At 32.6% G+C, this 13,210-nt stretch carries 14 protein-coding genes; 9 read left to right on the top strand and 5 right to left on the bottom strand.

The window, feature by feature from the left end:
* Nucleotides 1-49 precede the first annotated feature (49 nt).
* The 4 genes from B6K90_RS18860 (at nucleotide 50) to B6K90_RS18845 (ending at nucleotide 3,731) form a co-directional block, all read left to right on the top strand.
* Nucleotides 50-838: an SDR family NAD(P)-dependent oxidoreductase gene (locus tag B6K90_RS18860; protein ID WP_088014315.1), complete on the top strand. Its 789-nt coding sequence runs from the start codon at nucleotides 50-52 to the stop codon at nucleotides 836-838.
* A 190-nt stretch (nucleotides 839-1,028) separates the two neighbouring features.
* Nucleotides 1,029-1,505, top strand: coding sequence for a 2,4'-dihydroxyacetophenone dioxygenase family protein (locus B6K90_RS18855; protein WP_088014314.1), 477 nt, complete (start codon nucleotides 1,029-1,031; stop codon nucleotides 1,503-1,505).
* Between the two features lie 213 nt (nucleotides 1,506-1,718).
* Entirely contained in the window at nucleotides 1,719-2,501 is a 783-nt protein-coding gene (locus B6K90_RS18850; RefSeq protein WP_088014313.1) for an SDR family NAD(P)-dependent oxidoreductase, read from the top strand.
* A gap of 54 nt (nucleotides 2,502-2,555) precedes the next feature.
* Nucleotides 2,556-3,731, top strand: a complete 1,176-nt coding sequence (locus B6K90_RS18845) for a thiolase family protein (RefSeq protein WP_088014312.1) — start codon at nucleotides 2,556-2,558, stop codon at nucleotides 3,729-3,731.
* Between the two features lie 89 nt (nucleotides 3,732-3,820).
* Here the strand turns inward: B6K90_RS18845 and B6K90_RS18840 are convergent, their stop codons facing one another.
* Entirely contained in the window at nucleotides 3,821-4,588 is a 768-nt protein-coding gene (locus B6K90_RS18840) for a TSUP family transporter (RefSeq protein ID WP_088014311.1), read from the bottom strand.
* 263 nt (nucleotides 4,589-4,851) lie between these two features.
* On the opposite strand from B6K90_RS18840, the gene B6K90_RS18835 reads away from it, so the two are divergent.
* The gene (locus B6K90_RS18835; RefSeq protein ID WP_088014310.1) at nucleotides 4,852-5,181 is read left to right on the top strand and encodes a hypothetical protein; all 330 of its coding nucleotides are present in this window, start codon (nucleotides 4,852-4,854) and stop codon (nucleotides 5,179-5,181) included.
* A gap of 394 nt (nucleotides 5,182-5,575) precedes the next feature.
* Here B6K90_RS18835 and B6K90_RS18830 read toward each other — a convergent pair whose 3' ends face one another.
* The gene (locus B6K90_RS18830; RefSeq protein WP_235821849.1) at nucleotides 5,576-5,773 is read right to left on the bottom strand and encodes an efflux RND transporter permease subunit; all 198 of its coding nucleotides are present in this window, start codon (nucleotides 5,771-5,773) and stop codon (nucleotides 5,576-5,578) included.
* Nucleotides 5,774-5,877: 104 nt separating this feature from the next.
* On the opposite strand from B6K90_RS18830, the gene B6K90_RS18825 reads away from it, so the two are divergent.
* The gene (locus tag B6K90_RS18825) at nucleotides 5,878-7,191 is read left to right on the top strand and encodes a VTT domain-containing protein (RefSeq protein WP_088014309.1); all 1,314 of its coding nucleotides are present in this window, start codon (nucleotides 5,878-5,880) and stop codon (nucleotides 7,189-7,191) included.
* A 162-nt stretch (nucleotides 7,192-7,353) separates the two neighbouring features.
* On the opposite strand, the gene bioA is transcribed toward B6K90_RS18825, so the two are convergent.
* Nucleotides 7,354-8,718: an adenosylmethionine--8-amino-7-oxononanoate transaminase gene (gene bioA, locus B6K90_RS18820; RefSeq protein ID WP_088014308.1), complete on the bottom strand. Its 1,365-nt coding sequence runs from the start codon at nucleotides 8,716-8,718 to the stop codon at nucleotides 7,354-7,356.
* 141 nt (nucleotides 8,719-8,859) lie between these two features.
* Between bioA and B6K90_RS18815 the strand changes: the two genes are divergently transcribed.
* The 3 genes from B6K90_RS18815 to bioB are packed head-to-tail and all read left to right on the top strand — an operon-like array spanning nucleotide 8,860 to nucleotide 11,132.
* Complete coding sequence (locus tag B6K90_RS18815) at nucleotides 8,860-9,432, top strand: biotin transporter BioY (protein WP_088014307.1); 573 nt, start codon at nucleotides 8,860-8,862, stop codon at nucleotides 9,430-9,432.
* Between the two features lies 1 nt (nucleotide 9,433).
* Nucleotides 9,434-10,120 (top strand): dethiobiotin synthase, encoded by a 687-nt coding sequence (gene bioD / locus B6K90_RS18810; protein ID WP_167555429.1) that lies wholly within the window; start codon nucleotides 9,434-9,436, stop codon nucleotides 10,118-10,120.
* 16 nt (nucleotides 10,121-10,136) lie between these two features.
* Nucleotides 10,137-11,132: a biotin synthase BioB gene (gene bioB / locus B6K90_RS18805; protein WP_088014305.1), complete on the top strand. Its 996-nt coding sequence runs from the start codon at nucleotides 10,137-10,139 to the stop codon at nucleotides 11,130-11,132.
* A 78-nt stretch (nucleotides 11,133-11,210) separates the two neighbouring features.
* On the opposite strand, the gene pgmB is transcribed toward bioB, so the two are convergent.
* The gene (gene pgmB / locus B6K90_RS18800; RefSeq protein ID WP_088014304.1) at nucleotides 11,211-11,882 is read right to left on the bottom strand and encodes a beta-phosphoglucomutase; all 672 of its coding nucleotides are present in this window, start codon (nucleotides 11,880-11,882) and stop codon (nucleotides 11,211-11,213) included.
* 22 nt (nucleotides 11,883-11,904) lie between these two features.
* Nucleotides 11,905-12,924, bottom strand: coding sequence for a LacI family DNA-binding transcriptional regulator (locus B6K90_RS18795; RefSeq protein WP_088014303.1), 1,020 nt, complete (start codon nucleotides 12,922-12,924; stop codon nucleotides 11,905-11,907).
* Between the last annotated feature and the right edge of the window lie 286 nt (nucleotides 12,925-13,210).

Raw genomic sequence — 13,210 nt, 5'->3', positions numbered from 1 at the left:
TAAGATTTTTAAAAATTAGAATATTCTAAAATTTAGGAGGAGGAGTAGAATGCAATTAGCACAATTGTTTGATTTAACAGGAAAGACAGCGGTCGTTACAGGAGGCGGAAGTGGGCTAGGACGTGTAATGGCATTAGCTTTAGCAGAAGCAGGAGCAAATGTAGTAATTTGTTCTCGTCGTTTAGAAGTTTGTGAAGAAGTCGTGAAAGAGATAGTGGAATTAGGAAGACAAGCATTAGCTATATCTGTGGATGTAACTAGTCCCGAATCGATTGAAAAGGGATTAGAAAAAGTTATTTCTCAATTTGGAAGCATCGAAATCTTAGTAAATAGTAGTGGAACAGTTTTTGAAACGCCAGCAACAGAAATGCCTTTAGAACAATGGCAGTCTATGCTTGATACGAATGTGACAGGAACTTTTTTAATGTGTCAGGCAGTTGGTAAACATATGATCAATAATGAATACGGCAAAATCATCAATATTTCTTCTAGTATAGGCTTTAAAGGTGTTGACCCTGAAGCTGTGGATTCTGTCGGTTATACAACAAGTAAGGGAGCCGTAATGACTTTAACGAAGGACTTAGCAGTTAAGTGGGGGCGCCACGGTGTTTATGTAAACTCAATTGCTCCGGGAGTTTTCACAACAGGAATGAATAACCCAGAAATACCTGGAACTCTTGTACATAAAGCCGGCCCATTCATTGCTACTCAAGTGCCACTTAGAAGGTTAGGTAGTGATCATGATTTAGTAGGTGCAACCCTTTACTTTGCTTCAGCAGCATCTGACTATTGTACAGGACAAATTTTAGTTCTTGATGGTGGTCTTGGTGCTAAGTAAATTTTATCAAAGTAAATAGGAATGTAAATTAGCCAAACTTATATACAAGTTAAAAATATTAATTTTACTTTACAGAAAATTATAAATATACTGATAATAACGAATTCGAAATAGCTTTTAGTCAGCTTACCGAAGTAAGGGACTACTATAGCCGAATTTAATAAACATAAGATTGGAAGAGGGGATTTAAGTGAGTAATGTTAAAGATGTAAAAGAAGTAATAGTACACCATGCTGGAAATATTAATGTAGATGAGTTGCCTTGGATTCCATATTTTGGTGATTCAAAGTTTAAATTACTTAAAGCAAACCCTGTAACAGGGCAAACACTTACATTATTATATGTACCTGCGAAAATGCAGCTCCCTGCACATTTCCATCCTGGAACGGTTATTGTATATACTGTTCAAGGAACGTGGAGATATTTAGAGGAGTCTTGGATCTCTAAACCAGGTGATGTGGTATATGAGCCTGCTGGATCGAAACATACACCTACAGCTGTAGGCGATGAAGATGTCATTACTTTTAATATTGTAGAAGGAACATTGGACTATATCGGTGAGGATGGCGAAATTCTTGCTAGAGATAATTGGGAAACATTCTTAAATAGATACTACGAATATTGTGCAGCTGAAGGAATCGAACCTGTTGATGTGACTAAATTTTAAAAATAGTGTATGAAAAGAGAATCTAAAACGTCCTGTGACGAAAAGGATTCTCTTTTCTTATAGATGAAAATCATAAGTTTTTTATATATTAGTAATACTTACTTGTAAATCAAATTCTTTAATTTTATTTAACTATTACTTATGCGTATAATTAGATACGAACTAATATTTTTAAAATTTTAAATATTCAAAAAAGAGGAGGTTCAACTATATATGCCAGCTGAAACAGTGTTAATTACAGGTGCTTCAAAAGGTATCGGATTGGAATTTTCAAGGATCTTCGCAGGACATCGCTATAACTTAGTTTTAGTTGCTAGAGATGAGGTGTTATTGGAAAAACAAGCTGGCCTTTTAAAAAAGGAATACAGAGTAGAAGTTAATACTTTTGTCGGTGATCTAAGTAATCATGAAACCGTAGAGAGCTTATATACATACCTAAAAAGGGAAGGAATCAATATCGATATATTGATTAATAATGCCGGGGCAGGCGGATTAGGATTAATGACAGAATTAGATATTAAGAAAGAAATAGAATGTTTGCAGCTAAATATGATTTCCTTAACCTATTTAACTAGACTTATAGCGGATGAAATGATTAAGCGAAATCACGGTAAAATTTTAAATGTTGCTTCAACAGCGGCTTTTCAACCAACTCCACGGATGTCAATGTATGGGGCAAGCAAGTCATATGTTTTATCTTTTACAGAGGCGATAGCTGAAGAACTTAAAGGAACCGGGGTTCAAGTTAGTGTATTATGTCCCCCTTCAACAAAGACACCACTTACTGAGGGGCTTGCTTCAACAGGAACAAAAATTTTCATTAAAAACTTAATGGACCCTAAAGCAGTTGCTAAGTGTGGTTTTGAAGGTTTAATGAAAAATAAAACTGTTATCATTCCAGGTTTTAAAAATAAACTGATGGCAAAATCTGTTGGAATACTGCCAAGGAAATGGGTAACTACCTATACCCGAAAGATGATTGAAGAAAAAGTGTAAGTAGCTTAAAACAAACTTTTAAAGAGTAAGATTTAACGAAGTGAGGGATCATGAATGCAGAATGTATATTTAGTAGAGGCATTAAGAACACCAATTGGATGTTTCGGTGGTTCATTGAAAGATGTAGGTGCTGTACAACTTGCATCAACAGTTGTTAAAGAGGTGTGGCAACGTTCTGGTCTATCTGCTGAATGTGTTGATGAAGTGGTACTAGGTAATGTTCTAAAATCCGGGCTAAAAGGAAATCCAGCAAGACAAGCAGCAATTAAGGCCGGTTTACCTGTTTCTATACCATCCATAACAATCGATAAACAATGTGCATCTGGAATGCGAGCAATTACATTAGCTTATCATCAAATACTTGCAGGAGATTCACATATTGTAATTGCAGGAGGGACTGAAAGTATGAGTAATGTCCCTCATTTAGTAATGAATGCAAGATGGGGACAAAAAATGGGAGACTTAAAGACAGTAGATGCAATTTTTCATGACGGACTTCACTGTGCAATTGAAGGTTACCATATGGGAGTTACTGCTGAAAATTTAGTTGAAGATTATCATATATCTCGTAAGGAGCAAGACACATATGCTTTGGAAAGTCAGCTAAAAGCAATTAAGGCAAGAGAAGAAGGGAAATTTGAAAACGAAATTATTCCTGTTACGATTAAAACTAAGCAAGGTCCCATTTTATTTAAAGAAGATGAGAACTTAAAAAATACTAGTCTTGAAAAACTACAAGCTCTTAAACCAGCTTTTAAAGAAAATGGAACAGTGACAGCTGGAAATGCTTCTTCATTAAATGATGGAGCTGCTGCAGTTATTGTTGCATCTGAACAAGCAGTTAGAGAATATGGTTTAAAACCCCTTGCCAAAATTCGTTCGGTAGCAAGCTCGGCTGTTGCTCCTTCTATTATGGGAATCGGGCCAGTTCCAGCAACACAAAAAGCCCTGCAACGAGCAAATCTAACAATACAGGATATTGAATTGGCAGAGATTAATGAAGCGTTCGCTGCACAAGTGCTAGCTGTAAATAAAGAATTACGTATATCAGAGGAGATAATTAATGTAAATGGTGGTGCCATTGCATTAGGGCATCCAATCGGTTGTTCAGGTACAAGAATTGTAGTTACTTTATTACATGAGTTAATACGACAAAAGAAACAAATTGGTTTAGCAACCTTATGTGTTGGTGGCGGACAAGGAGTATCTATTATTGTAGAAGCAATATAATCTAGGCAAAAATAAAAATGGTAAGCAAAATTCAATGAAAATTTGCTTACCATTTTTATTTATAATCTAGAACCGTTTTTTAAACAAAATCAATGAAGATAATCAAATGTATTTTTTGCTAACAAAATAAAGGTTACTGTAATAAAAAGAATTCGAACGTAACCACTTCCTTGCTTAATTGCAAATTTTGAACCGCAAATAGCTCCTGCTATTTGTGCAAGTCCCATTGCTAAACCATAGGCATAATGGATTTGTCCCAAGTACATAAACATTAATAATGCAGCTATATTACTACCAAAATTTAAAAACTTTGCGTTGCCTGCAGCTTTTAAGAAATCAAACCCAATCATTAAAAAAGCAAATATTAGGAATGAACCAGTTCCAGGACCAATGAATCCATCATAGAAACCTATACCAAAAATTAAAAGCATAAACAGAATAATACGAGGAACTGACAGATTTTTATTGGTAGTCGTATCTCCCCAATCTTTCTTAAAAATAGTATAAATTGCAACTGCTGCAAGCATAACGAGCATAAGAGGCTTAAGAACAGTAGGGTCAATTAAATGAACCGTCCAAGCTCCCAAAATGGAACCAATAAAGGTGAGTGGGAATAACTTATAGACAGATTTTATATCAAGTTTTCCAGAACGATAGAACATGATTGTGCTCGTTAAAGAGCCAATTGACCCAGCTAATTTGTTCGTTGCGACAGCAGCAGCTGGAGAAAGACCAGTAAATAATAATACTGGCAAAGTAATTAGCCCACCGCCTCCAACAACGGAATCAATAAAAGCAGCTAAAAATCCAAATACAATTAAAGTTAATAATAACGATGGATCAATATGGAATATCATCAAATCTACCTTTCTTTTATTTACTAATTAGATAGTAGTTAAATTATAAAACAATGTAAATCATTAATTGAGTAATATAAGTATATTTTTATAATAAACCAATTATAAAGAAATAATGGCAAAAGATTAATTCATATAAGTTATTTAGAGTTTAATACGAATTATTCACAGAAAGAATAGAAGGTTTTAATGACAACTTGTACCACTTTCTAAAATTTTGCATATATTGATATGTGATTATTTAATGAAGAGGTGTGTATGGATTGAAATTCGAACAATCAAATACTACAACAGAAATAGAACAGGCTAAAGAAAAACTCTTTGAAAAAAACGTCAATCGTTTAATGAAAGAGATTGTTACAAAGATCCAAATGAAGATGGCAATAGAAGAACTAAAGGTTAAACGTATTGTCAAAAAAGACGGTCTTGAAAATGTTGAAGTTATTAAACAAGTACAAAACGATTTAACGAAAATATTAGAGGATGCAATTGAAGAAGTGCAACTTAAAATGAATGAAATTGAGCTTTATTTTAATTCATTAGATGAGATAAAAGGCAAATCAAAAACAGAGGAAAATGATTTCAATAAGTAAAATAGAGTGGGAAACAATAAGTTTCTTCACTCTATTTTTTATGCCAACGTTTGAGTTGAATTAATCGAAATAGCTCATTTATTGTTAATTTGGATATTAATAATAATTTGATTATCACAACGAGAAGAAGATGAAGACTTTTGTACAGCACTTAATAATTTAACTATTAGATCTGTACAGCAATCTCATTTATGCTCACCGGTATGCTTTCGATTTTTCTCATCTTTGCAACAACAATCGATATTTATATTCACTTTATATGTTCAAGCTATACGGCTTGTCAATGTTTTTGACTATACGATTTTTATTTATTTGGTTAAAAATCTCTAAAAGATATTAGCCTAAAAAATAAAATAGAAAAGCTAACTAAAATAAGAGTTACCTTTTAATTCAATTAAAATGAATTAACTTCCTCAGTTGAAATTACTTTCTTGTTTGGCTGTTTTTTATGCAACCATTGATAAATTATTGGTATGACTAAAAAGCTATTTAAAGTAGAGGTGATCATTCCACCTATTACTACAATTCCTAAAGTTTGTGAAATGACAGTATCACCATGATGTGAAAATGCTAGTGGTAAAAGTGTTAAAATCGTTGTTGCTGCTGTAATTAAGATGGTCTAGTTCTTGAAAGACTACCAGATAATATGAGAAAATAATCACTACATTAAAGAGTATTGAATATTGAGGTCTTAATATGAACGAAATCATCCATTTATTAAATGAGTATGGCTATATCATCTTGTTTTTATCATTGATGTTGGAATTGATTATAGTGCCAATTCCGAATGAAGCATTGATGAGTTATGTAGGTGTGTTATGTTTTCATGGGAAAATGAGTATTGTATTGTCCATTATTTCTGCCGGCCTTGGAGGAGTAGTTGGGGTAACAATTTCTTACTGGTTAGGATATAAACTTGGTACACCATTTTTTCGTAAATTTGGACACTATATACATATGGGTCCAGAAAAGATTGAAAAGATGTCAAAATGGTATGAAAAATATGGAAAGGTATTATTACTAGTATCTTTCTTTATTCCGGGGATTAGACATTTCGCAAGCATTATTTCTGGAATCATTAAATTACCATATCGATCCTTTGCTATATTTTCTTATATAGGTGTATTTCTTTGGATTGGAACCTTTATATGGTTAGGGCAGGCCATGGGACCTAAATGGGATATCTATCAAGTGGAAATTAAAAAATGGTTAGTATTAGGTAGCATATTATTAGGATTTATAGTACTCGCTTTTTTTGTCGTAAAAGCAAATAAGGAAATAATTAAAGAGTCGTTACTATTAATTTTTGAATCAAGTTTTAAGAGATTTAAAAGCTTCATGAAAATAAAATTAATCATCTTAATCTGTTTAATTTTTCTCGTTTCGTTTTTTATCTTAATGGTCGGGTTAATTCAAGACACAATTAGTAATGAATTTAATAAATTCAATTCCGTATTTAAGACCATTGTTTTTAATTTATTTAATCAACATTGGCATGGGAGTATGAACTTTATATATTCATTATCGACATGGAAGGTTTTAGTGACGATTTCGCTTGCTACAATCTTAGTAATCCTGATAAATAACAAAAATAAATGGCTAGAATTGCTCTTTTTTATCGCTAGTTTAGTTGGAATTCTTATACTATCCATAGGGATTCCTTGGATATTCAACTTTATGCTCGGCGGTAATGTAAGTAAAAACTTTCCTAATGAAAAGTCTATGTTGATTTTGACAATATTAGGTTACTTCATTATTATGTTAATTCGACATAATAAAGCTTATTTATTTAATATCGTAATGTTCTTCGTTTTTATATTTGTTGTTTTACTATTTTCGATTAGCAGCGTCTATTTGCATCATTTATTGCCTAGTGATATTGCAGCTGGGTTTGTATTCAGTTCCGTTTGGTTAAGTGGAATTATATTCTCACTGGAGTTATTTCGTTTTGTTTCACTTTTAAAAGTGAATATGCATGAGGAAAAATTGTTAAAAAAGCAAACCAAATAAACGATAATATTTCAAAGAGTGAAAGTGTATGCCTGTAGTAGACAGTAAAGTTATTAGTTGTCTACTACAGGGATTCTTTATTTTTGAATGTTATATTATTTAATGTGGTTGATTTTCAATTGTGGAGTTAACAAATTACCGAATTCAAGACGTGATGACTGTTTAGTTCATGTTTTCCGTAACTCCAGATATAGCGTAATAAAGAATATCTAACATTTCGTCAAGCTCCGATTCTTTTGATGCTAATGGAGGCATAAATACGATAACATTTCCAAGAGGACGTGTGAGAAGCCCAAGCTCTTTTGCTCTTTTCGTTACTTGCACTCCGATTCGTTCATTCCAATGGAAAACTTCTTTTGTATGCTTTGATTTTACTAGTTCAATCCCAATCATCAAGCCACTTTGACGTATATCTCCAACATGTTTTAACTCATTAAATTTCATTAATTTTTCTTGGACATAAGAAGAGATTTTTTCGACGTGTTGTAATAATTTTGTGCTATTAAATAAATCTAGATTCGCTATTGCAACAGCGCATCCAAGAGGATTACCTGTATAACTGTGACCATGAAAGAAAGTTTTCTGTTCTTCGTATGTACCTAAAAATGCTTCATAAATTCTATTTGTTGTTAATGTTGCTGCTACCGGTAAATAGCCACCGGTTAACCCTTTTCCACAAGTTAAAATATCTGGTGTGACTCCTTCTAAATCACAGGCAAACATTTTACCAGTTCGTCCAAAACCTGTTGCGACCTCGTCAGCTATAAGTAATACATCATATTTTATACATAATTCCTGTATTGCTTTTAAATACCCTTTTGGCATGACAATAATACCACTTGCTCCTTGAACAATTGGCTCGATTATTAATGCTGCAATTGAATTAGCTTTTTCGATAAATAAATCTTCAACTTCTTTTAAATAGGAATCTCTAATTTCTTCTTCGGTTCCTACGTATTTTGAACGATAAAGATGTGGATAAGATATTTTTATACTTGGAAATAGTAACTCATTATATGCCTGATGATATAAGTCTATTGCGCCAACTGATACTGCTCCGATTGTATCTCCATGATACGCTTCCTTCATTGTTACAAAAGTATTCTTATCTTGTTTTCCAATGTTTCGCCAATATTGATAAGCCATTTTAATCGCAATTTCTACAGAAGTAGCTCCTGAGTCTGAATAGAAAACTTTTTCTAAACCTGTAGGAGAAATCTCGACTAGTCTCTCTGCTAAAAGAATCGCAGGTATATTGGCCATTCCTAAAAGTGTTGAATGGGCAACCTTTTCTAATTGTTCATTAATCGCCTTATTTAATTCTGGAATATTATGGCCGTGGACATTTAACCAAATAGAGGATACCCCATCATAGTATTCATTTCCTAATACGTCATATAATTTTCTATCTTTTCCATATGAAATAATCAATGGATCTTCATTTATGTAATCCTTCATTTGAGTAAATGGATGCCAAAGATACTGCTTATTTTTTGAAGATAATTCTTCATAGATTTCGTATTCCATATATGTTATCCCCCTTGAATTATATGTTAACCTAAAACTTAAATTTAGTTGACATATATTTTAATTGCATGGTAATTTAATTTTGTTGGTTTGTCAAATTTTGCTAGTTTGTCAAACTCATAAACTAATAGGGGGGATACAATGAAAAATAGGACTTTATCATTAACAGTAATATCTTTATTTGCCTCACTAACATCGATCGGAGCTTTTATTAAGATTCCCTTACCAGTGATTCCTTTTACGCTTCAAATACTTTTCGTATTTTTAGCGGGCTGTCTTTTAGGCAGTAAAAAAGGGATGATGAGTCAACTATTATATGTTTGTATTGGATTAATTGGAATACCAGTATTTGCTTCAGGTGGTGGACCTGAATATGTTTTAAAACCAACATTTGGATATTTAATCGGTTTCATCGTTGCAGCGTTTGTAATTGGAAAGATCGTTGAAAAAACGAGGGAACCAAAACTTAAGAATTTTATTTTTGCTAATGTAATAGGGTTAGTTATTGTTTATATTTTAGGCATTACATATGTTTATATTTCATTAAATACTTGGTTAAATAGTCCCGTTTCATTAAAAGAAGTTCTAATGATGGGACTCGTATATAGTATTGGGCAAGATTTGTTACTAGCTGTTTTTGGAGGAGTATTGGCGGTGCGCCTACATGCTCATTTTGCAAAAGCTAGAGAAAACGAAAAAAAGGTGGCTGCTTAAGATGGGTAAAGGATATTTTGTTACTGGAATTGATACGGATATTGGTAAAACCTATGTAACTGCTCAAATGGTGAATTGCTTGCAGAAAAAAGGAATTGATGCGATTCCTTATAAACCAGTTCAAAGTGGAGTAGTAAATGTTAACAATAGAGTCATAGGGGAAGATGTAGCTTTTTATAAAGAGAAACTAGAACTGACAGAAGAGCATGATTACTACAGTACATATACATTTAAAACACCTGTTTCACCACATTTAGCTAGTAAATTAGAAGATGTTTTTATTAATGAACAAGTTATTTTAGAAAAATATAAGCAATTAGAAAATAAGCATGATGTTGTTTTTGTTGAAGGGGCAGGTGGAGTTGCGGTTCCATTAAAAGAAAATTTTGGAACGATTGATTTAATCAAACTATTAAACTTACCAGTAATCCTAGTTACAACTTTAAAGCTAGGAACAATTAATCATACTGTATTAACAACTGAGTATTTAAAATCACACCATATTAACCTAAAAGGTTTATTAATTAATAAAGTACCATCAGTTATGAGTGAAATGGAAAAAGATAATTTAGTTATGCTAGAAAAATTAACAGGCCATGACATTCTTGGAGTCATACCGGAGCAAATGGATTTCTTTACAGAAAAATCTATTTTGGAATTTCAGCAATTATTAACGAAAAATCAATGAAATGGTGAGTGATCATATGGATTGGACTAAATTAGCGCAAGAGGTTATTTTAGGTAAAGAAATTTCAGATGAGGAGGCCTTAAGCATATTGTCATGTGATGATGATGACTTACTTTCACTTTTACAAGGTGCATTTATTATTAGAAAACATTATTATGGAAAAAAAGTTAAACTTAATATGATTATTAACGCTAAAAGTGGTTATTGTCCTGAGGATTGCGGCTATTGTTCCCAATCTTCAATTTCTAGTGCACCTATTGAGAAATATCCTTTTCTATCTAAAGAAGAAATTCTTGATGGAGCGAAGCGTGCTTTTGAACTAAAAGCAGGTACATATTGCATTGTTGCGAGTGGACGAGGACCAACGAACCGAGATGTAAATGTAGTATCAGATGCGGTTAAGGAAATTAAAGAATTATATGGTTTGAAGGTATGTGCTTGCTTAGGGCTTATTAAGGATCATCAAGCAAATGAGCTTAAAGAAGCAGGTGTTGATCGATATAATCATAATTTAAATACATCAGCTGAGCACCATAATTATATTACAACAACCCATACATATCAGGATCGAATCGATACGGTTGAGAAAGTTAAACAGTCAGGCATATCTCCGTGTTCCGGGGCCATTATTGGAATGAAGGAAACAAAAAAAGATGTTATTTCGATTGCGAGGTCATTGCGTAAATTGGATGCAGATTCCATTCCGGTAAACTTTTTACATGCTATTAATGGAACAAAACTAGAAGGAGTGAATGAATTAAATCCACGATATTGTTTAAAAGTATTGGCACTATTTAGGTTTATAAATCCTACTAAAGAAATTCGAATTTCTGGAGGGCGTGAAGTAAATCTACGTAGTTTACAACCACTAGGGCTTTACGCTGCAAATAGTATTTTTATCGGTGATTATTTGACTACGGAGGGGCAGGAGACAAATAGTGACCATGCAATGCTAGAAGATTTAGGTTTTGAGATTGAGTTGGTTGGAAAACAAGAAAAGATATTCTCATAATAAAAAAAACGAAAATCTTAAAAATGAGATTTTCGTTTTTTTTTTGATAATATAGACGAATGTTATTCTTGTATAATTTTACGATGCTAAATACTTATCAATAATTCTATTAAGCTCTAATTCTTCTGTTGATGATAAAACAAAATTAGCATGGCTTAAAATAGTAGAATCTCCAATTGCAACAGAGAACATATTTGCAGCATTGATCGCATCAACGCCTGCAGCAGCGTCCTCTACACCGATACAGTTTTCAGGGTTGGCCGAAACTGCTTTAGCAGCTTTTAAAAATACCTCTGGATCTGGTTTTGAATTAATGACCGTTGCAGCGTCAACTATGTGATCAAAATACTGGGTAATTCCTAAAGCATTAGCAACCATTAATGCATTCTTTGAAGCCGAGGCCATTGCAATTTTAATACCAGCTTTCTTGATTTGAATTAGGAAAGATTCGACTCCTGGTAATAGGTCCTTTTCAGAAATTTTACGGATTAGTTCAACATAATGAGCATTCTTTTTCGTTGCTAACTCATTTTTTTCGCTTTCACTAAAATCATTTTGTCGGTTTCCTAAAGTTAGGATTCTTTCTAATGAATCTGTTCGACTTACTCCTTTTAGCGTTTCATTAAACTCTCGGTCAAAAGGAATTCCTAAGTCTTCACCTAGTTTTTTCCATGCTAAATAATGAAATTCAGCAGTATCAGTAATTACACCATCTAAGTCAAAAATAAATGCTTCAATTTGCTTTTTCAAAATGATACCTCCATTGATTCAATCAATTTAATTTTGCAACTGATTTTCGTTCGATCAGTTTTGTAGGAACGATAATGTGATTCGTTTTTTCAGTTTTATTTTTTACATGCTTAAATAGTAAGTCTGTAGCAATTTCACCTAGCTTCATAACAGGGATCTCAATTCCAGTTAAAGGAGGAGAAAACAATGGAGAAAAAATTCCATTATTATAACCTATAATTGATATATCTTTCGGAATAGAAATACCTAACTTTGAAGTTGTATTATAAAGTCCAATAACCTTCAGGTCATCAATTGCAAAAATTGCAGTAGGTAAATCCTTAGATTTCAATAGTGATTCTGATGTTTCATAGGCTTTTTCCATTGTATATCCACTATCAATAATACGATCAGATCGAAGTGGAATTCCGTTATCAAGAAGACATTTTTTATATCCTTCCAATCTGTCAATTGATACATGATAATCAAGTGATGAATGAAGGCATGCAATATCTGTGTGCCCTTGATCAATCAAATGTTGAACTAATTGATAACTGTCATTAAAGTTGTCAGTATCTACTGAGTAGATATGTTTATAGTTTCCTTCTACTCTTCCAATAACGACTACTGGAATTTCATATTTATCTAATTCTTTAAAAAAGTCCTCATTTGCAGGTGAACTCAACATTAGAATTCCTTTGATCATTCTCCCGCGAATTTTTTCTATGCACTTTTCTAACTCATCTTTACTATTTTTTGATGTTTGTATAATCACGTCAAAATTTTCTACTTCTGATCTCGTTGAAATAGAGTGAATAATCTCAGAGAAAAAGGTGTTTCCCGCGGTTGTTTTCGTAGAACGGGACATTACCAAAATGGCATCAAATCCAGATGATGTAAGAGCTCGAGCTAATTTATTAGGTTGGTAATTTAACTCTTCAATAGCTTTCATAACTCGGTTACGACTTTCTTCTGAAATATTATCTTTATTATTTAGTACGCGAGATACAGTGGACTTTGAAACGTTGGCTACACGAGCAATATCATAAATTGTAGGGCCCATTTGTATTCTCCTCTTCTAATTTAAAGCGATTTATGAAATTAAACCGTTTACATTTTAAAGTTTATAATTCTTAAAAAAATATGAGGCGGAATTAAATAAAGTGTATATCGAAATGTTATTTTCACACATAATAATTCAGGAGCGGTTAATCGAAAAAAATTGTTCTTAATATAAATGATAGTATCGATTTTTTTTAAAATTTGTCAAGACTGTGAACAAAAAATATGAAAAATAACGTGTTTAATCTTGTAACAACACTAGGGCAATTATATTGATAATGGTAGAA

The sequence above is a fragment of the Gottfriedia acidiceleris genome (genome assembly GCF_002128425.1).
GTDB classification, from domain to species: Bacteria; Bacillota; Bacilli; order Bacillales; family Bacillaceae_G; genus Gottfriedia; species Gottfriedia acidiceleris.
The sequence above is the reverse complement of the archived record's forward strand: the minus strand, read 5'-3'. Positions and strand labels throughout refer to the sequence as shown.